At 67.2% G+C, this 19,331-nt stretch carries 19 protein-coding genes, 1 tRNA gene and 1 pseudogene; 10 read left to right on the plus strand and 11 right to left on the minus strand.

Annotated features, from left to right (window positions below):
• Positions 1 to 53: 53 nt before the first annotated feature.
• Complete coding sequence (locus K2224_RS38045; RefSeq protein ID WP_221911654.1) at positions 54 to 1,184, plus strand: amidase domain-containing protein; 1,131 nt, start codon at positions 54 to 56, stop codon at positions 1,182 to 1,184.
• 205 nt (positions 1,185 to 1,389) lie between these two features.
• Here K2224_RS38045 and K2224_RS38050 read toward each other — a convergent pair whose 3' ends face one another.
• The 4 genes from K2224_RS38050 to K2224_RS38065 all read right to left on the minus strand — a co-directional run bounded on the left by K2224_RS38050 (position 1,390) and on the right by K2224_RS38065 (position 4,239).
• Positions 1,390 to 1,875 (minus strand): hypothetical protein, encoded by a 486-nt coding sequence (locus K2224_RS38050; RefSeq protein ID WP_221911655.1) that lies wholly within the window; start codon positions 1,873 to 1,875, stop codon positions 1,390 to 1,392.
• 524 nt (positions 1,876 to 2,399) lie between these two features.
• Positions 2,400 to 2,747, minus strand: a complete 348-nt coding sequence (locus K2224_RS38055; RefSeq protein WP_221911656.1) for a hypothetical protein — start codon at positions 2,745 to 2,747, stop codon at positions 2,400 to 2,402.
• A 460-nt stretch (positions 2,748 to 3,207) separates the two neighbouring features.
• On the minus strand, positions 3,208 to 3,582 hold the full coding sequence (locus K2224_RS38060; protein WP_221911657.1) for a calreticulin family protein: 375 nt from the start codon (positions 3,580 to 3,582) through the stop codon (positions 3,208 to 3,210).
• A 165-nt stretch (positions 3,583 to 3,747) separates the two neighbouring features.
• Positions 3,748 to 4,239: a CcdC protein domain-containing protein gene (locus tag K2224_RS38065; protein ID WP_260693780.1), complete on the minus strand. Its 492-nt coding sequence runs from the start codon at positions 4,237 to 4,239 to the stop codon at positions 3,748 to 3,750.
• Positions 4,240 to 4,294: 55 nt separating this feature from the next.
• On the opposite strand from K2224_RS38065, the gene K2224_RS38070 reads away from it, so the two are divergent.
• Positions 4,295 to 4,912: a TetR/AcrR family transcriptional regulator gene (locus tag K2224_RS38070; protein WP_221911658.1), complete on the plus strand. Its 618-nt coding sequence runs from the start codon at positions 4,295 to 4,297 to the stop codon at positions 4,910 to 4,912.
• A 95-nt stretch (positions 4,913 to 5,007) separates the two neighbouring features.
• Here the strand turns inward: K2224_RS38070 and K2224_RS38075 are convergent, their stop codons facing one another.
• Positions 5,008 to 5,856 carry a hypothetical protein gene (locus tag K2224_RS38075; protein ID WP_221911659.1) on the minus strand — a complete coding sequence of 283 codons (849 nt, stop codon included), beginning with the start codon at positions 5,854 to 5,856 and terminating at the stop codon, positions 5,008 to 5,010.
• 509 nt (positions 5,857 to 6,365) lie between these two features.
• Positions 6,366 to 6,776 carry a RidA family protein gene (locus tag K2224_RS38080; RefSeq protein WP_221911660.1) on the minus strand — a complete coding sequence of 137 codons (411 nt, stop codon included), beginning with the start codon at positions 6,774 to 6,776 and terminating at the stop codon, positions 6,366 to 6,368.
• Between the two features lie 169 nt (positions 6,777 to 6,945).
• Between K2224_RS38080 and K2224_RS41830 the strand changes: the two genes are divergently transcribed.
• Complete coding sequence (locus K2224_RS41830; RefSeq protein ID WP_399021131.1) at positions 6,946 to 7,299, plus strand: DUF6192 family protein; 354 nt, start codon at positions 6,946 to 6,948, stop codon at positions 7,297 to 7,299.
• 287 nt (positions 7,300 to 7,586) lie between these two features.
• Here K2224_RS41830 and K2224_RS38090 read toward each other — a convergent pair whose 3' ends face one another.
• Positions 7,587 to 9,002, minus strand: a complete 1,416-nt coding sequence (locus K2224_RS38090; protein ID WP_221911662.1) for a hypothetical protein — start codon at positions 9,000 to 9,002, stop codon at positions 7,587 to 7,589.
• Between the two features lie 396 nt (positions 9,003 to 9,398).
• On the opposite strand from K2224_RS38090, the gene K2224_RS38095 reads away from it, so the two are divergent.
• Positions 9,399 to 10,088, plus strand: a complete 690-nt coding sequence (locus K2224_RS38095; RefSeq protein WP_221911663.1) for a hypothetical protein — start codon at positions 9,399 to 9,401, stop codon at positions 10,086 to 10,088.
• Positions 10,089 to 10,185: 97 nt separating this feature from the next.
• Positions 10,186 to 11,683: pseudogene (locus tag K2224_RS38100) on the plus strand (NF041680 family putative transposase).
• Positions 11,684 to 11,691: 8 nt separating this feature from the next.
• On the opposite strand, the gene K2224_RS38105 reads toward K2224_RS38100, so the two are convergent.
• Positions 11,692 to 11,967 (minus strand): hypothetical protein, encoded by a 276-nt coding sequence (locus K2224_RS38105; protein WP_260693781.1) that lies wholly within the window; start codon positions 11,965 to 11,967, stop codon positions 11,692 to 11,694.
• A 169-nt stretch (positions 11,968 to 12,136) separates the two neighbouring features.
• Here K2224_RS38105 and K2224_RS38110 point away from each other — a divergent pair, with 169 nt between their 5' ends.
• Both K2224_RS38110 and K2224_RS38115 read left to right on the plus strand, forming a co-directional pair.
• The gene (locus K2224_RS38110; protein ID WP_221911667.1) at positions 12,137 to 12,547 is read left to right on the plus strand and encodes a RidA family protein; all 411 of its coding nucleotides are present in this window, start codon (positions 12,137 to 12,139) and stop codon (positions 12,545 to 12,547) included.
• 535 nt (positions 12,548 to 13,082) lie between these two features.
• On the plus strand, positions 13,083 to 13,502 hold the full coding sequence (locus K2224_RS38115) for a hypothetical protein (protein WP_260693782.1): 420 nt from the start codon (positions 13,083 to 13,085) through the stop codon (positions 13,500 to 13,502).
• Here the strand turns inward: K2224_RS38115 and K2224_RS38120 are convergent.
• From K2224_RS38120 to K2224_RS38130, 3 genes are all read right to left on the minus strand, one after another.
• Positions 13,484 to 13,557, minus strand: a tRNA-Met gene (locus K2224_RS38120). The two genes, K2224_RS38115 and K2224_RS38120, sit on opposite strands and share 19 nt — an antisense overlap.
• Positions 13,558 to 14,089: 532 nt before the next feature.
• Positions 14,090 to 14,368: a hypothetical protein gene (locus tag K2224_RS38125; protein ID WP_221911669.1), complete on the minus strand. Its 279-nt coding sequence runs from the start codon at positions 14,366 to 14,368 to the stop codon at positions 14,090 to 14,092.
• Positions 14,365 to 15,099, minus strand: a complete 735-nt coding sequence (locus K2224_RS38130; protein ID WP_221911670.1) for a hypothetical protein — start codon at positions 15,097 to 15,099, stop codon at positions 14,365 to 14,367. Before K2224_RS38130 ends, K2224_RS38125 begins: the two co-directional genes overlap by 4 nt.
• 745 nt (positions 15,100 to 15,844) lie before the next feature.
• On the opposite strand from K2224_RS38130, the gene K2224_RS38135 reads away from it, so the two are divergent.
• The 3 genes from K2224_RS38135 to K2224_RS38145 all read left to right on the plus strand — a co-directional run bounded on the left by K2224_RS38135 (position 15,845) and on the right by K2224_RS38145 (position 19,052).
• Entirely contained in the window at positions 15,845 to 16,114 is a 270-nt protein-coding gene (locus tag K2224_RS38135) for a hypothetical protein (protein ID WP_260693783.1), read from the plus strand.
• Positions 16,115 to 16,622: 508 nt separating this feature from the next.
• Positions 16,623 to 17,999, plus strand: coding sequence for a S8 family serine peptidase (locus K2224_RS38140; RefSeq protein ID WP_221911673.1), 1,377 nt, complete (start codon positions 16,623 to 16,625; stop codon positions 17,997 to 17,999).
• 564 nt (positions 18,000 to 18,563) lie between these two features.
• Positions 18,564 to 19,052, plus strand: coding sequence for a nuclear transport factor 2 family protein (locus K2224_RS38145; protein ID WP_221911674.1), 489 nt, complete (start codon positions 18,564 to 18,566; stop codon positions 19,050 to 19,052).
• Positions 19,053 to 19,331 lie beyond the last annotated feature (279 nt).

The raw sequence follows: 19,331 nt of genomic DNA on the forward strand, positions 1-19,331 counted from the left end.
CGGTGAAATCCACAAGAACAGGCCGCAAGCGGAGCCGCGCCACCATAGTCGCGGTGGCGGCAGCCTCAGTGGCCACGGGAATCCTGCTACCCAGCGGTAGCGCGAGCGCGGCGGCCACCCCCGATCCGACGCTGGACTCGGCGACCAAGGCCGCATTTCAGCGGCTGGCCGACGCGGTCTTCACCGATCGCACGCAGTCCCTGGTGAGCGATGCCGGGAACGGACGTCACAAGTCGCACCCGCAGCGGACATCCGGCTTCACCGGAAAGGTGCGACTGTCCGAGAAGCAGTCGCGCGAGGAGCGATCGACGCTCGACGAACTGCGCGCCCGCAAGTCCCGTCTGGCCCGGCTCGGCGAGCAGTACAGCGGAGCCGGTACCCGTGTCACGCTGGACGCCACCCGGGTGAAGGGCCGGTATGCCACGGCCGACGTCACCGAGACCACGACTCTGGCCTACGAGCACGCCAAGGGCACCGGGCCCGAGACCACCGGGTTCCGGGCCCGGCACGAACTGACCTTCCAGGCCGACCGCAAGGGTGACTGGCAGCTGACCGGTGTCCGCGACACCGACGACGGCCACGTCGCGGTGAACCAGGTCGCCAAGCCGTCCGTCGCCGCGCCGGCCACCGCTGCCGACCCGCCCTCGGCGACCCGCTCGGCCACGACGTGGCCCGCGCCGGCCAACCCGAAGAACTTCACGGCCACCGGGTACGACTACAACGCCATGGCGGCCTACGCGACGAAGTACTGGAGCAACTACAACCCGGACTACCCCGATTTCAGCGGCGCCGCCGCCGGCGGGGACTGCACCAACTTCGTCAGCCAGTCACTCAAGGCGGGCGGCTGGCAGCACGTCCCCGGCTACACGACGGACTTCCACAAGTGGTTCGGCAACTCCGAGATCCAGTCGGACTCGTTCGTCGGCGTCAACGAGTTCTCCTGGTTCGCCCTGTCTTCCAAGCGTGCCACCAGCCTCGCGAACGTCTACCAGATGGACGTCGGTGACGTGCTGCAACTGGACTTCGACAAGGACGGGTCCAAGGACCATTCAATGATCGTCACCAAGCGCAGCCGGCAGGGCATGCCGTACGTCACCTATCACTCCAACGACACCTACAACAGGTCGGTGGCCAGCATCGTCGCGTCGTACCCGACCGCCGCGTACTACGCCTACCGCACCTGATCGGCGCCGGACACCCGCGGCCGGCGCCGCGGCCCGCCCACACCGCTGCCGCGGCCCTCGTTCTGCGGGAACTCCTCCCGCAGGCTCCGGGGGCCGGCCGCAACGCCGGTGTGACCGCCGCACACCGACCACACCTGAATCGTTGGTGCAGCACCGTCGACTGGTCGACTGGTAGGTGGCGTCCGGTCCCAGGGAGCAGGGCGCGTCACAGCTCTCGGAGCCAACGATTCGACCACTCGGCGGTGGGCGCGTGGACGAAGCCATAGCGTCGGCCGAGTGACTTGGCGCCGGCCGGGGTTCCCATGTTCGACTCGATCCGTTTGAAACCTGCGTCGCGCAATATTTGGAAAACCCGTTCCAGGAAGGTGTCGACTATCTCCCGCCGGGTGTCACGATCGACTTCGGGAACGACGAAGAACCAACCGAGATCAGTCGCTTCCTGGCCTTCTTTCCGTTCCGTCGGGATGCAGAAGAAACCACCCAGCATCTTCCCCGAGTCGTCGAGCGCCACAAGGTGTTTGACGCTGGTGCCCAGGCCGCCCTCGATCGCGGAACGAGTGAAGTTCACGGGGTTGTCGACCGTGTACCCGTCATCGTTGAATTGCGAGTTCTCAAAGGTGTGGCGCAGTGTCGACTCGATATCGTCCCACCGGGCCTTCATGAAGTGCTCATCCACGAGCCTGATCTCCACTGCACACCTCCATCCGCTCGAACAGCGCGCGCTCCCGCGTCCACAATGACAACGGGTGGGCCTGCCTGCGATCAGACATCCGCCAAACAGGTGACGAGCCGCAGCGGCGGCGCCGATGACGCCACACACTCCGGCGCCCGTAACCCGCCTCATCAACGGGTGCTCGGTGATGGACCGTCCGACGTTGAGGGACGCGTGGATACCGCGCGAGCGCTGGGCGCGGATGTGAACCAGAAGGCTTTGACGGATCCGGCGGCATCGTCACGCACGAGAATCTCGGTGCCGCACCGATGGGCGGCGGGAATCTGGGCGAGCGCGGCGCCGAGCGCGACCTGGGGCGGCCCGTGTGATTGAGGTACGGCGACGACACCGTCGAGGACTTCTCCGGCATCGGCGAAGGCCCTCGCCCATCTTGGGCGAGGGCCTTGACTGTTGCGTCCTGCCGTCGAACGGGCTCTAGGTCCTGTCGTCAAACTCCCGCACGGCACCCTTGCCCGCTCGTCGGCCCGGTGCCCTCGGCGTGGTCAGGCCACGAGGACAACCGAGTTGATCGGTGTCATGTCGTAGGGCGAGAACTCGCCCGTAACGCGGTCCACGTCGGAGCAGTTGACGCCGTTGTACCCGAAGCAGAGCTGGAAGCCGGCCCCATCGGTCTGATTGTTGACCAGCACGCGATCGCCGGTCACGTTCGACAGGTTGTGGGACCCGTAGCTGTAGAAGATGTTCTGGCTCAGGATGGAGCCGTCCACCTCACGGATGCAGAACGCTCCGGAGGGGCAGGGTGTCGCCGCGACAGCATTGGGCGCTAGGGCGACTCCGAGTGTACCCACGGTGAGCGACAGTCCTGCGGCGGCTAATGCGATCTTGCGCATGCTTTCTACCCCCTCTGCCCTGGTGCACCCGGTATGGAGCACCTCGCACACGAAATTAGCCTGAACCAATGCGTGATGTCAGGACTTGGGGAAAATCGTGGAGGTAGTTCCGGTTACGGGCAGCCGGCAGTCAGAGGCCCCGCCGGCTACGGTCCAGGGGCGCTGGCGCGTCAGTGACGCTCACCCGCGGCCGGCAAACAACCGGTCCAGCCAGCCGGCGGCGGCTTGCTGGAACAGGCATGGCGTGAACTGATCCAGTGGGCCCGGAAACTGCACTACGGATGGACACCAGGCACCCCAGCGCAGTGGACCCGCAGTACACCCCGACCAGGCTGGGGGAGCAGCGCCCCCGAACCCCAAGCCGCCCCGGCGTCAGTCGGCAGGATCGTCGTCTCCACGTCAGCAAAGGAAAATCCGCTGCCTGGCAGTGCAGGCAGCAGATTGTGATCCGTGTTGACGACTATTGCGTCATGACTTCGAGAGCATTCCTGGCTGCCTCGGCAATACCGTCCCACAGCGGAGATGCCAGGAAGGCGCTGTCAGGGCTTTCGGAACCGACCTCTTCGATGATGTGAAGAAGCCGGTCAGACAGGCCCTTCATGGCCTGGGCTTCCTCCTCCGAGGCGAGCGTGTAACCGATGGCTGCATAAGGGTTGTCGAGGACGGTTGCGTCACCCAGAATATTGACATTGAGTGTGAAGTCGTCGAAGTAATCCGGGTTCGGATACTTCCTCTCAATCCATACCCGCTTCTGGTACTCAGGGTCCGCGAGGGCGCGAACGGCTGAGACGACCTCCTCCCTCATTTGTGGAAGTCGGATCTGCTCTTCACTCACGGCCGGTTCCATTCCTTCCTTGTCAGCCACTCGATGACCGGGGCGCTCGCAGTGAGCCTAGTGGCCGGGCCGTGAGCGCCCGCGCATGTGCCGCGGCCTCGGGCCCCGCCGGGCGGTGCCGGCCGAGCGCGTCGCACATGTGCGGGCACGGGGTATGGCAACAAGTCAGCGAGTACGTGCCGGGGCGAAGGGGATTCCCGAAGTCATGCCGCGATGGCCGACCATGAGGGACTCGCCGAGGAAGCTCAGGCCGATGGAGAGCTGGAGGGGGCGTGCGTTCTCGTGCATACCCATCTTCACCGCCAGGACATTGAACCCGGCTGTGGCCACCAGGGTGCCGATCAGGGTGAGGAAGGTGCGGCCGGTGTATCGCTGCCACAGGACGCCGCCCTTGTCGACGAGTTGAACGGTGGCGCCGCGGAGTGCGCCGAGTGCCGCACCGAGGACGGCGCCCGCGATGATCCAGGTGAGGTCGGTGCCGGTCAGATCCGTCTTCTTGACGAGGGACAGGATGCCGATCCCGGTCAGGATCGCCGGGGCGATGAAGAGGTCCTTCGCGTTGACCGGTTCACCGGTCAACCGTTTGATCACGACCGCGATCACGACCACCGCGATGATCGCGGTGAGCAGCCAGGGGTTCACGCAGATACCGCCCATCTTTGTAGCATGATTACGCTAAAAAATATTAGCTCGGTCGTGCTATAAAGGCAATGTGCCAAAGATCGTCGATCCCGTCGCCCGCCGCAGGGCGGTGGCGCAGGCCGTCCTGTCCGTCGCCGCCCGGCATGGGCTGGAGCATGCGTCGCTGCGCAACGTCGCCGATGAAGCCGGACTCGCCATCGGCTCGGTCCGCCACTACTTCGCCGACCACGACGAGTTGATGACCTTCGCGATGAGGGAGCTGAGTCAGCGCATCGGCGACCGCATCCGCACCCACGCCGAGCGGCTCCTGACTCCCGACGGCCACACCGACCGGCGGGCCGGAACAGAGGAGCTCCTGGCCGAGTTCCTCCCCCTGGACGAGACCCGCCGCCAGGAGTCCGCACTCTGGCTCGCCTTCACCGCCGCAGCGCACACCCGCCCCGAACTACGGCCCTGCGCTGCCGAGATGCAGGCCGATCTGCACGCCCTGATGACGCGTGTGCTGCACGAAGCCCGGTGCGCCGGCGGGCTGCCAGGCAGCATGGACGTCGAACTGGAAAGCACACGACTGGCCGCCCTCCTCGACGGCCTCACTCTCCAGGCAACGCTGCTGCCGGACCGCTATCCGCCCAGGCTGCTCCGGCAGGTACTGCGACGGCACCTGGACGCCCTCAGAGCCGGCAGCTGACCTCCGGTCATATGCGTCCGAGCTGCTTGGCATGAGGGCCGATCCCCGGTCGGCCCGTCGCCACTTCGCGCGACGGTCTGCCCCATCGGACAGGTCTAGGGCTTGCGTCGCTGGCGGCGTACGGCGAGGGAAGCGAGCGCCACGAGCGAGAGGGCGACTCCGCCCCCGATCAGCCAGGGCGGGCGGCTGTGCGGGACGGGTGGGCCGGCCACGGTCACCTGCCGGGTGGTGGTCTCCTGCCCGTGGTGGCTGACGACCGTCATCAGGTACCTGCCCGCCGGTATGTCGTCCCGTACGGCGGTGTGCCCTCCAAAGAGCCTGCTCCCGTCGTCGCACTTGCAGCCGGGATCGTCCTCGCCTTCCCTGAGTGTCAACGGACCATCGAAGAGCGGGGACTTGACCGTCAGTGACGTCTCGCCCGCGGCGGGCTGCCGATCGGTCAGGACCACGATGACGTCGCTGCCCGGACGCACCGCGCTTCGCTCCCCGTCGCCCGGCAAAGGACGCTTGGCGTCACCGACGACGAACCGGCCTATCACCGCCGGCCCTTCGGCGACGACTGCCATCCGGGCAGTGGCGACGATGCGGCCGTGGCTGGTCGCGGTCACGGGGTACGTGCCCGGCGCAATGTCACCGCGGATGCGATGCCGGGTTCCCGGCGCGCCCGTCTGGACGAACTGGACGGACCCTTTCCCCAACGGGGTGAGCGGAACGGGTTCGATGAGAGCCGGCGAAGTGACGGTCACCTCGTCCGTACCGGCGGGCATCCCGGCGACCTCGAACTCGACCGGTCCGTTCACCTCGACCCTGACCCCGGGCGCACCGCCGGTATACGACAGGTGAGGACCGCTGGCCGCGGCTGCTCCCGGCGCCGCCGACAGGACGAGCGCACCGGCAACGGCCAGGCCCAGGGCCCACCGACGCAGGGACGGAGGAGGGACCACGGCGAGCTCCTTGCGGGGTCGGGTCTCCAACCGGCGATGACGGCGCGGCACAGGTCTGGTGCCGATGGCGGCCACGTTGACGGATGTCATCGTCGAGGACGTTCGACCGCCCGCAAGGGTTGCCCGGCGGCGCTGCAGTGCACCGCTCTGATCCAACGGACATCACACCTGGCCGGGACCTGTCCGGTGAAACTTCGTGGATTCAACCGACGCCGGCATGTCCAGCCGCGGCTGGCTGACGGGGCCTCGGGCGCGGTCCGCTCGCATCAGGCACGAGTGCTCACCGGGACGAGCGATCTACCGGGCGTGCGAACTGCCCCCTGCTTCAACCGGATTGCTGCGACAACCCGGCGGTAAGGTCTCTCACCTCACTCGACTCCATGGCGCATCGTGGCGCACCCACGAGGTTCGACAAGAGGGCCTGCATCTTTCATGGCACCGTGACCGTCGCAGCAATTCGCCTGTGGCTTGGCTCTCAAACCCGCCGAAGAGCCTGTGAGTACCGGGCATCACCGCACGAGTCCGATGGCCTCGATCTCGATCATCCACTCAGGGTTGGCGAGTGAGGAGACCTCTACGAACGACTCCGCGAGGTGCGGTTTGTGCGGGAAGTGTTCCGCGCGCAACTCGGCAAAGATGTCCTGCTGCGCGATGTCCGTGACGAACACGGTCGCCTTGACTACGTCGGCGAGGCTGGAGCCCGCGTTTGTGAGGACCGTCGACAGATTCGCGAGCGCCTGACGGGCTTGCGTCTCGAAGTCCCCGGCGCCGACCGTGGCTCCCTGGGCATCGATCGGCGCCTGCCCTGAGGTGAAGACCAAGTTCCCGACCCGGACGCCGAGCGAGATACCGGCCGACTCGTACCAGTCGGGTTCCGCGGAGACGCGCACGCGCTCGGCGGCAGGCTGTGTAACGGACATATTTCTGACACTCCCTCAAAACTGCACAAGCGGGGCCGGGTAGCTGTGATCACCTCGGTTTGATCGACAGCCACGAGATCCTGAGATTCATTCCCGAGGGCTCACAAGTCCGCCTCGGCGCAGCTCGGGTGATGGTCGTCCACCTAGGCGAGCGTGCCGCATCCCAGGCTTGATCCGCAGGACAGGCCCTAAGGACCAGCGGCAGGAGGGAGTTTCCTTCGAAGTGCACCGGATCTTGGCATCGGCGCCGGACGCGTACGAACTCATCAAGTCTCCGTCGGTCAACGAGCGGACGGGCCGCAGCCAGTGGAGCGGGCACGCGGCGGAGCGGCTGCGGGCTGGTCGACCGCGACGCCGGTCGCGGTGGAAAAGAAGGTCGAAGCCATTCGCGACCTCGTTGAAGAGGAGGGCGAGGAGGACTGGTGGGATGAGCCCGAGCTCGAAGGCGAGGACGAGGGGGAGGATTGTGATCCGGCCCGGATCGTGCGGGGCTTCCACCGGGCGATGGGGTTCACGGATCTGATCGGGGTCTGTCAGGGGTTTGTTGCCGGGGCGAGCCGGCTGGTGCCGAAGCTGCGCGGCAGGGGAGTTCACCGAGTCGCAGCTCGCTCATGGGTCATGCGAGCCTGCCCCGCCCTGACATCTGCGCTCCCCCGCCTGCTTGCTACGGGGTGTAGGACAACATCACGCCGTCAACGGCCCCGTTCCGGCCGTTGGCCGGGTGGTGCTGCTGCCCAGACAGCGTACGGATCACGGACGACGGGGGACCAGCGCTCGATGGCATCGCTGGGCTCGTCCCCTCCGGAGAGGTCAAGACTGGTTCGCTTCGGCGCCCTTGCCCGAATCGGACCGCACGCAGAGGGAGATCGTGGTGGGAGGCTCCGAGTCCCCATGACCGACCTTCAGCACCACCCGGTCCTCCTCCCGGCCGGCCCGCAGCGCGGGGAGCGCGGCCCGGCCCCGGGCGTCCGTGGTCAGGAGGGTCTCTGTCGTTCCGTCGCTGAACGTCGTGCCACCGTCGGAGAGCACACGGCAGGTGAGCGGCACGCCGGGGATGGGCAGGCCGTTGCTGATGTACTGAACCACGCCCGACATTCCGGTGCGCTGCCCCGGCGCTGCCTCCGTCGCGAGTTGGGACACGAACTGGGTTTTCCCGCAGGGACTTTCGGGATCATCGGGAATCGGGTACTGCCCGATCGACTTGTTGGTCGGGTTGGTGTACCAGACCCATTTGCCGTGCTTGTCCACGCACAGCCCCATGGCGTCGCCGCCGTTCGGCAGGGACGGGCCCGGGAGCTCGGTAATGCTCTTGTCCGTACGGAAGCGTGAGATCCCCTTGCTGGTCGCTACCCAGAGATTTCCGTCCGTGCCCAGCATCATTTGTCGAGGCGCGCCGAATCCGGAGATGAAGCGCTGCGTCCAGCTGTGGAGGGCTGTGTCGTACCGACAGATCTGGCTTGGATTCTCGGTGCCTACCCATACCGCGTCCCCATTGGGGTCGGCGACGACATGAACCGGCTTTTGGCTGCTGCCCCCGGGGAGCGGAATGGGCTCCGGCTGCTTGTCCTTGGCGGGGGTATACCTGTAAAGACTGTTCGTCTTCCGCGGGTAGTCTCCCGTGCTGGCCTGACCCGTCGCCCAATAGGTGCAATCGGCGGGTGACTTCGCGTTCGCCGGAGCGGTGACGGCCACGGACCAGAGCCAGGTGTCGTAGACCGGGTGCTGCCGGGCGTCTGGAAACGGATACGTGCCCGGAGTGCCGGACTCGTCTTCCGCGTCACAATATCCGATCACGGTGTGCAGGGGCTCGGCGAACATGACCCAATAGGAATACTCGGGTTTACCGGCGTCGCCCGTATCGATCAGGAGCCACGTGAGAGTCTGAACCCAGGCTTCATAGGGAAGCTTGACCCCGGTGAGACGCCTCTGGTTCACGATGTCGTATTGGGCGACCGAGTCTCCGAACCCATCGGAGAGACAGGCGAACCATACGGCCTTCCTCCCGTCCGTTCGATGCGGGCGGGGGTCCGGAATGATTCCGATGCAAGGGGTGGGGACTTCGTCGGTGACCGCGAGTTGGGTGGCAAGGCTTTCCGGATTCACCTGGACGAGCCCGCTCCACTCGGTCGTCACCCAGAGATATCCATCCGGTCCGACGGTGACGAACTGCGGATCAGTGAAGCCATCGAGGAGAGGGTATTCCACGGGTTCGCCAGTGCCCGGCATTCTGGATCACTCCGTTCGATGTGCCGCTCAAGAGTGAAGCGTCTACTGTCGGCCCGGCATGGCTGCCGCGCAAGTGGCCGTTGGAGGATTGGCTTGAACGCACGCCGTGAGGTGCGCGTTCCGGTATTTCTCAGGCGGCCGGTATTCGATGTCGGTGAAAAATGATCCCACCGCGCCTCTGCGGCCCTCTGTCCTACGCCTCCTGAGCACGCGGGCGACCGTCGGAGCACGTTGTACGACCACCTCGTACATGTGGCGGCCCGCGCCTGACGGAGCGCGTACCCGCACCGCCCGTGCCTTCCCCGGGTGTCCCTCACAAAGCGTCACCGGCCAGGAGACCTGGAACAGGCACTCAGCTTGGCGTTTAACCTTGACTGATCACAAAACGTCACATTCATGATCGAAGCGTCGAAGGATTTCGCATTGGAGCTTGTGCCGGATGAGGACTCCCTGGGTGGTATGCGTCCGCTCCTGGAAGGTGAGGAGGCCGTCTTGGGGTACGAACCCCAGGAGGGTTTCCTGGACCGTTGCTGGGTTCTGCACGCCGTCACAGTGAGAGGGGAACGGGTCCGGTGGGATGACGTGCTGGCGCACGCCGGCAAGCGTCTGGAGGACTGGCAGTACACCCCTTCGTTCAGGGTCTTCGAGGGGCTGGACCTGCCCGAGGACCTTGAAATGCCGGAGCTGGGCGAGATCGACCGCGACAGTCTGGCCCGCCTGGTAGAGGTTTTCGCCCGGCACAGCCCTGATGGGCTGCGTACGAAGTGCTGCTGGGCCCAGGCCGCGATCGAGGACATCGGCCGTCCGATTCCGGCCCGCCGGGGCCGACTGGATGCGGCACTTGGCTACCACGATGCCTGCGCAGGGCCCCACTGCACCACAGGGAGCCAGTTCCCCGCGCACTGGTGGTCGCTGGAGGGTTCCTGGTTCGTCCTGACCGACTGGGACCTCAGCGCGACGGAGGTCTTTGGCACCCCGGCCCTGATCGTCGACCTTCTCGCTGATGACGGACTGGATGCCGTGCGTCACCCGAGCATCGCCGAGGTTCGGGGCAACCGCGCGCAATGGCGCGAGCGGGCCAACTGAGCCGAGCTTCCCACCAGCCTGACGCTCTCGAACGGTGAGTCATACAGGCTCACCCACCCGGGGATTCGCCAGACAAGCGGACGGCCCCCGCATGAGCATGCGTTCCGTCACAGAACCGCACTCGTACGAAGGCCGCAGGGTGAGTCTGGTGCACCACGATGTCCGGCACGAGGCATCCGACTTCACGTCCCACTTTCGGGAGGACTTCTATGGGTGCCTGACCCGGCGGGGTGACACGCTGTTCGAGCTCTGCGACGCGATGCTCTGCGAGAACGGGTCCGGTGACCTCGCCGGTCGACCTGACGCTGCTGGCCGAACACCGGCGGGGACACGGTGCGTTGTACGACGCGCTCAACCACGGCCGTATCGACGTGGACAGGCTGCGCAAGGCGCTGGCCATGCTGCCGCAGCCCAAGGCCGCCGACGGGCGCCTGGTGCTGGCCGTCGATGTCTCCCCGTGGCTGCGTCCCGACGCGCCGACCAGTCCGGACCGCTTGTTCTGTCATGTCTACGGACGCTCGGGACGATCCAGTGACCAGTTCATCCCTGGCTGGCCCTACTCCTTCGTCGCCGCTCTGGAGACCGGGCGGACGTCGTGGTGCCAGCTGCTCGACGCGGTCCGGCTCGGCCCCGACGACGATGTCGCCGAGGTCACCGCGGCCCAGATCCGCCGCGTCGTCACCGACCTGATCGGCCAAGGCCAGTGGGAGGCCGGCGACCCGGACATCCTGGTTGTCTTCGACGCCGGCTACGACGCCCCGCGCATGGCCTACCTCCTTACCGGCTTGCCCATCGAGGTGCTGGGGCGGATGCGCTCGGACCGAGTGATGCGCCGTCCGGCGCCCTCGCGCGAGGAGTTCCACCGGGCCCACCCCCGCGGCGGCCACCCTCCCAAGCACGGCAAGGAGTTCCGCTTCGCCAAGCCTGACACCTGGGGCGACCCGGACGCCGCCACCGTGCAGGTCACCGACCGCTACGGCATCGCCCAGGCCATGGCCTGGGACCGCATCCACCCCCGCCTCACCACCCGCTCCGCGTGGATCGGCCACGACGGCGAACTCCCCGTCATCGAGGGCACGCTGATCCGCCTCCAGGTCGACCACCTGCCTGGTGGAGGAGACCCGCTGCCGGTCTGGCTGTGGTCCTCCAAGACCGGCATGACCAGCCAAACCGTCGACCTGCGCTGGCAGGCATTCCTCCGCAGATTCGATCTTGAACATACTTTCCGTTTTGAAAAGCAGACCCTGGGCTGGACCCGCCCCAAGCTCCGCAGCCCCGAGGCAGCGGACCGCTGGACGTGGATTGTCATCGCGGCCCACACCCAGCTCCGCCTCACCCGCCCGCACGCCGCGGACCTCCGCCGCCCCTGGGAGCGTCCCGCCGAACCAGGCCGCCTCACCCCGGCCCGCGTCCGCCGCGGGTTCAGGAACATCCGCCCTCACCTGTACTGTCCGGCCCGTGCGCCGAAACCCTCAACTCCAGGCCCAGGACGCCCACCTGGCTCGAAGAACCGGCGGCCCGCCACCCGTTACGACGTGGGCAAGACCACCAGACGCCCCGAAAGCATCACCGAACGCGACCAACTCAGACGCTGAACACAGCGTCAGAAGGGAACGGCCAGCCCGGCTTCTCGCAATCGAAGCAGGGCCCTGCCCATGCACTCGGCAACCGAGGCCCCGTCGGCCCTCATCCCGCCGCTCAGCGGCCCACCAGAAGCGGCAAAAGTCCAGGCTGGCCGACCATCACGCATGCGCTCCGCGTCAACCCGGATCATGGCACCGACACCCTGCTCGCCGAGCCATTCCAGGATGAGCAGCGTCGCGTCCTCGACGCCGCTGTCCAGGTCCACCTTGGGCCACCGCCCCATTCCCTTGGCCATGGCCATAACCCTACTCAGCGTCTGGTTCGGCCTCGTCACACGCTTTCAAGGCGGCTCAAACCATAAAGATCAAGCTCAGCTTGTTCTTCAACCTGAGGTTGCTGCGGAGTGCTTGCTGGTCGGGGAAAATGCGGTGCGCGCTGGCACCACGCTGGTCAGACTCGCGGACATGACTGAGAAGATCACCCGCATCAACCCCGAGCAGCTGCATGAGACGCCCGGCTACCACCACATCACGGTGGTAGAGGCAGGTCGTACGGCCTACCTGGCGGGACAGTGCCCGCTTGATCGGAACGGTGACCTCGTCGGTTGCGGTTCCCTCGAGACGCAGGTCGACCAGGTGGTCGCGAACGCGCTCACCGCCCTGGCAGCGGCGAGTGCCCAGCCGCAACACGTGGTGCGGTCGGTGATCTACGTGCGGAGCGACGAGAGGGACGATCTCGGAGCCGCATGGCGTCGGCTCACCGAGTCTGCCCTGGGTCCGGCGTTCACCACCGCCAGCACGCTCTTGGGCGTCGCCCAGCTGGGCTTTTCAGGACAGCTCGTCGAGGTGGATCTCACCGTGGCGCTGCCTGACTGACTTCGAACGGCGTATCGAACCGCGTAGCCGAGCTGGGGATTCGCCGCCCGCACATCCGGCGAATCCTCACGCGAGCGAACCCGTTCGAGACACCGTTCGAGTTCGTGGCACCATGTACGGCGTGACGATGAACCGAAAGGTCCATGCCGCGTAGACGGCCAGGGCATATCCGCGCCAGCGTCCTCAGCCATCGCCGGACGCCAGGTGCGAAGCCAGTCATCGACGGCCTGTCCCCGGGTGCGATGTCCGAGGTCATCCGGCTTGAACGCACCCGCAACTATCTGCAGCCAGGAGACGTCAGCGCGGCCGTGCGCCTGTGGCAGGACTACGTACACCGGCCCGAGCGCGATGTATGGCACGACTACGAGTGGGGCAGCACGCACTGGTACTGCTGCGGCAATCCACTCGAATCCCGAGCTCTCCTCGACACCGTGATGCCGGCCCTATCGCCACGAAGCGTCCGCGAACTCCGAAAGATCGTCAGCCGTTCTGACGTTGTCTGGAACCGACCCGGTAGATGAAAAGCAAGCTCAGCGTGTCGCCGGGCACCGTGAAGCTCGGCCAGAACGTCTATCTCAAGGGACAGGGCGACAGTGACGCGCTGAAGTACGCGAAGTTCCGCGCCCAGGAGCGTGTCGGGACGCATGGTGCATGGCACACCGTCAAATGCGGCCGGGTCGTGACCATGGGCGCCGGCGAGGCCAAGGCCGATATGAAGGTCAAGGCCGGCCACCGGGGCGTGCTCCAGTTCCGTGGGGTGCTCTACGGCATCGACGGCCCGTGCGGCGGCCACTCGCGCGCGGACATCACCACACAGACCAAGACCGTCCACGTACGCCGACCCGGCGCCCGAGCCGTCCGGACCACCGCCAGATCGAGATCCAGAACACGAACAGTGCAGGCCCGATGGAAAACCACCGGGCCTGCACATGTGAGTAGCGGGGACAGGATTTGAACCTGCGACCTCTGGGTTATGAGCCCAGCGAGCTACCGAGCTGCTCCACCCCGCGTCGGCACGTTGAACTGTACGGCACTTACGCCGATCCACCGAATCGGCCTCGGTCGGCGTGACCGCGTGGCGAGGCTGAACGGGTCCGGCGGGTGGATGGTTGTGCCGTAGGGGGCGAGCCGTCGGTGTGGGTGTAGCTCAGCCGGTGAATTTGCCCAATTCAGGCTGCCAAGGGGTGTGCTGACCATCGCAGAGCACGGCTGAAGTGGCGTACGGGACTTGCTGCCAGGGACTGGTGGAGTTGTCCGGTCGAGGAGGCGTAGCCGCAGGCTCGATGGGATCTGTCTTGGCCGGCGGGGTGGGATGCCCTTGCTCTCCTTCCGGGCCACTGCGCCGCGTGGTTGCCCGGACTGCGGAGCGTGGTAGAGGCCACGCCGGTGTGGACACCCGCGATCAACGCGCGGGGTGCCCGGCGCGGGCCTCTGACCTGCGATGGTTTTGCCGGCCCGTCGTCCGCCTCGCGAATTGGCGAGGAGGCCGGACGCATCGTCCGGCCTCCTGTGCGCGTCACGGGGTCCCGGCGGTCGCCCCGGTCAGCCGATCCGGCTCTGCCGTTCGGCTGCTGTCGGCGCGATGGTCGCGCGGCCCCGGTGCTGGCGGGCCTTTTCCTGGTAGCGGCGCCGGTCCCGCCACCACAGCAGCCGGTCCCGGGAGTTCTGGGGGAAGACGGTGCTCAGCACTCCCACGAGCATGCTCGCCACACTGACCCCGACCACCACCTGCCATGGGGCGCCCGCCAGGGCGGTGGTGCCGGGAGGCACCGCGGTCAGGGCCATCGCGGTGCGCCCGCGGGCGCTCTCGGACTGGGTCACACTGCCTCCTCAGGTTCGCTGCGCAGGTCACGTGGCAGCCACACGCGGCCGGCCTGCTGTGCCCGCTTGATGTCCCGGCGCAACCGGTATCGGTGCTGGCGCACGGCTCCCGCGGTGGTCTTGAGCCGCTCGGCGATCTGGGAGTCGTCGTATCCCTCGTGGGCAAGCAGCACGACGGCCTGGGACTCGGGTGAGCGCTTGCCGATCAGCTCGGACAGCGCCCCGCCGGCACTGCGCGCCTCGGGACCGGGGAGGCGGCTGGGGGTTTGCAGGAGTTGGAGCAGCGCGTCGCTGCCGCGCACTGCCACCTCCTGCTCGGCCAGGCGGCGCCGAGCACGGCGCCATCGCAGGTAGACGCGACGGAACTCCCACACGCACTGCCCGATGAAGTAGGTCGTCAGGGTGCACGGGCCATGACGCCCCGCATGCCGGGGACTCCACCCGCCGCCCACCAGCGCGTTGTCGCGGAAGGACTTCAGTGCCCGCAGCAAGATCTCCACAGCTATCTCGTCGCGCGCCTCGGCACTGTTGTGCAGCAGCCGCAGGTCCTCGTCGTGGACATAGAGCGGGATCCCCCGCTGCTGGTGCTTGCGCTGCGAGAGCCGGGGCAGCTTTCCGCTGCGCAGCATGCCCCGCAGCATCGGCAGGCTTGAGCGGCACAGGTCGTCTTCGAAGATGCGGTAAGTAGGGCCGGCGAAGCCGTGATACGCGAGCTCGGCAACTCGCTCCACATCGCGCCGAATCCGCTCCGCGCGGTCGCTTGGTATAGCCGCCGTGACGCCCTCCTCTACTATGTCATCCCGCAAAAACATAAAACCCCCTCGGATCCCGGTTGCGGGCCGCATCGAGCGGGCCGGGGCGCCCGCCCGCAACGAGACTCGTGGCCTGGTTTTAGCGGCTCTCAGCCGTTGCTATGCAGCCGGGGAACGCGGATGTCACGCCCAGGCGGAAAAATCTTCGAGAAGTTCGATGCGGCGGGTACCGCGACCGTCGGCCGCGCGGCACGCTGGACGACCTGCCCTCCCGCTGGATCCCGTGCAGTGAAACAGCGTTGGGCCGTACGCCACGGCCGACCTAGCCGCGCAAGTCCCGTTCCGCTGGGCCGTGCAGCACGGATCGCTGGCCGCGCGCCCTCGCCGATGACCAGTGAATTTCCGCAGTGTGCACGGGTGCCGGTGCCCTGTCCCATCACCGACGCTTGAGTTGGTCGGTCTGGAGAAGGCAATGCCAAGTGATCGCCCGCCACCGCCACTACCGCAGAAGCCCCAGCTCAGGACGCGAACCGCAAATGGAGTGGGCGCCCGAAACGCGCTGGGGCGCGGACGCGATGGACGACAGAGGCGTCGAACGGGGTTGCGTGGTTGCGCAGTTGGGCAAGTGTTACACGTTGCGTGACTGATCGTGTCAAGGAGGTAGTAGGTGGAGCGGGGCGGGAGGTCGTCAATAGGGAGTACCAATCTCCGAGTTGGAGCCGCTGTGGCAGAGATCGAGGGCCTGTACACCGCGCTGCGCGGCGCGCGCAACGAGCGTCACCGGGAGCGCATCCTGGCCGACCTCGCCCAGGCCGGTCGGCGCCTCAGCGCCCTCACGCTCACGCCGCAGAGCGCTCGGGGAGGCGTGCGTCCGCGTTCGCGTTGGGAGCGACGGCGCCTTCTGGCAGCTCGCGGTGCCGACCTGGTGACGGCGTTCGCTACGGGCGGCGGCTGGAAGCACCTGGCCCGGTTCAGGGGTGGGGGGCAGCGATGAGGTTCCGCTCCGGCCTGGACAGCTGGCGAGGACCGGGGCTGTAAGTGGCGGCATCACAAGGTCGGTTGTGGGTGGGAGAACCCGTGGAGGACCCGGTGGTGAATCACGCGACGCGTTGCTGTGAGCTGCCGAGGAGCCACCCCTCCGGGCGACGCGGCCTTGGGTGCGTGAGCAGTCGGCCTGCTGTTCCGAACGGACCGAGGCACCCCCACGAGATGCTCAAGCGGATCCCGCCGACTGGCCTGGCCGGCCACACCGGCAGGAATCCGCTGTGGCGGGGCCGGACCTGTCCGGTGCGGTGCGGTGTGGTTCCTGCTGGGGGAGCGGTTCCTGTGGGCGGTCCTCGCCTCGGTGGGCGGGTGCCCCGTGCGGCTTCCCGGGCCGCCCGGTCGCCGCATTTCGGTAAAGCGTTCGACATGGGCATTTAAACAATCTTGTTGTGAGCATGGCTTACCGATGGGATCGCGACAGCCGCTGTGTGCGGCACAGATCCACTCAGGGAGGATTCATGCGCATAGCCCGTACCAGAAGACGTGTCGCGGTCACGACGGCCGCAACCGCCACCCTCACCGTCGTCGCCCTGGCGGCCACCCCGCTCGCCGGTACCGGAACCGCCGCCGTGCCGCACACCAAGGCCGTCCCGGCCATCGCCGGGCGCCAGTTGGTGCAGGCCGTGGGCAGCCCGCTCTCCATCGCGGAGTGCCGGGCCAAGTTCAAGCTCGCCTGCTACACCCCCCTCCAGTACCGCACGGCGTACAACCTCAACGCGCTGTACAGGAAGGGAATCACGGGCAAGGGCCGCACGATCGTCATCGTGGACTCCTTCGGCTCGCCGACCGTCCAGCACGATCTGGACGTCTACAGCAAGCAGTTCGGCATCCCCAGCACCAAGGTGAACGTGGTCAAGTGGGGCAACGTCCCGGCGTTCGACCCCAAGAACCCCGACATGACCGGGTGGGCCGGCGAAACCACCCTCGACGTCGAGATGGCCCACGCCGTGGCGCCCGACGCGAAGATCGTCCTGGTGGAGACGGCCGTCTCGGAGACTGAGGGGACCACCGGTCTGCCGGAGATGATGGACGCCGAGAAGGCCATGATCGACCGTGGCGTCGGCGATGTGATCAGCCAGAGCTTCGGCGCCACCGAGAACACCTTCCCCGGCTTCGACAAGGGCGACTTCTCCAGCATCCAGAAGCTGCGGTACGCCTTCAAGGAGGCCGCCAGGAAGCACGTCACCGTCCTCGCCTCCTCCGGCGACGGCGGTGCCACCGACAACACCGCCGACGGGAAGGGCTTCTACAAGGAGCGCGTCAACTCCTGGCCGTCCTCGGACCCGTTGGTCACCTCGGTCGGTGGCACCCAGCTGCACCTGAACGACCAGGGCCAGCGCATCAAGCCGGACGGCGTCTACAACGACCACGGCGCGGGCGGCGGCGGACAGTCGCACGTGTTCCCCCGTCCGGCCTTCCAGAACGTGGTGAAGGGTGTTGTCGGTGACCGCCGCGGCACCCCGGACGTCTCGATGACCGCGGCCGTCGACGGCGGTGCCTGGATCTACTCCAGCTACGACCCGACCGCCACCGGCTGGGACATCGCCGGCGGCACCAGCGAGGCGGCTCCGCTCTTCTCCGGCATCGTCGCCCTCGCCGACCAGGCCGCCGGTCGCCGCCTCGGCAACATCAACGACGCGCTGTACACGCTCTACAAGCGCTCCGCCCACGACAAGGGAACCGGCATCGTCGACGTCAACGACGGTACGAACAACAGCTACCAAGGCGTCACCGGTTACACCGCCGTCAACGGCTACGACATGGCCACCGGCGTCGGCACCGTGGACGCCGCCCGCTTCGTCCCGGCCCTCGCCCGGGCAAGCCACCACGGCTGACGCGCACCCCGCCTCTCGCGGTCCGGGCCTCGCCGGGCCCGGACCGCAGCTGTGCCCCGGTGCAGCCCGATAGCCTGCACACACTGGGACAACCGGAGGCTGAGCGATGGTGCAACCCCTTGGTCCATCACCCATCTCGCACCCGACGACGCGGTACCGAACCGGCGGCCGGCACCGTCAATACCCCCGTGCTGTACCGGATATGAACCCGAGCCACGGGCAGAGCTGCGTCGTCGAACAACCCGGAACCGGGGCGCGGCTCCAAGAGCCGCAACGCCGTGCCTGCCCCTCCTTCCGAGGAGCAATGCCGATGGCTTTGCGGTTGCCGGGCCCGTCGAGGCACTGCCTCCACACGTGAGACCTGGGGCGTGTCCGACGGGGCGGTGTGCCGCGCACCGCTGCCGCCTGCGGTGACGGAGCACGGCTCTTCGCTCTGCCTCGTCGGACGCGGATCCCGGCGGTTGGACGCGGCACGGGGCCGAGGGGCGGGTCACGCCGGGGACACCCCGTCTTGTGGCCGAGTCCGGGGGAATAACCGTCGCTCGAAGCGGAGTTGATACCCACATGATCGAATACACCGACATCTCCTACGGTCCTGAGTCCCGGAACCGACTGCACGAGGCCGGGGACCCTTCCGCCGAAGGCGCGCTCGCCGCGCTGGAGTCGTTCTACTACGCACTGAACAACCGTGACATCGAGGCTCTGCGCGCTGACTGGACCGCCGATCCGCTGGCCCAGTTGAACAACCCCGTCGGAGGCATCCTCCGCGGTGGGGCCCCGATCGCCGAGCTCTACGAGAAGATCTTCGCCGGCTCGCTGAAGGTGACCGTCACGTTCGGCGACGTCGTGGCCTACATCGGCGAGCGGCACGCCGTCTTCGCAGGTCGGGAGAGCGGCCACTACCTGGGACCGGACGGCGGCCGAATCCCGCTGGAGATCCGCACCAGCCGCTACTTCCGCTACGAGACAGGGCGTTGGAGCCAGTACCACCACCACGGGAGCATCGACGATCCCGATGCCCTCCGCGCATACCAGCAGGCCGTGCGCGGATGAACGGCGGCTTGGATCCCGGTGCCCATGCCGCTCTCGCCGCATTTCCGCCTGGCACGCCGGGATCGACCCGGGCGCAGCCCCCTCTCGCCGCTGGCCGACGGGGCTCAACCACTGCTGCCAGCTACTGAACTCGACTACTACTCCATCGTTATGACGGCCAGTTGGTATTCCCAGCAGTGAGATCCATTGGTCGAGTTGTGGTACGAGCAGTGCCGGACACCAGTTACTCCGGTTTCGTAGTCCAGGCCCTGCTAGGGGGTCTCACGCGGGTGTGCGCAA

The sequence above is a fragment of the Streptomyces sp. BHT-5-2 genome (assembly GCF_019774615.1).
In the GTDB taxonomy this organism is placed as follows: domain Bacteria; phylum Actinomycetota; class Actinomycetes; order Streptomycetales; family Streptomycetaceae; genus Streptomyces.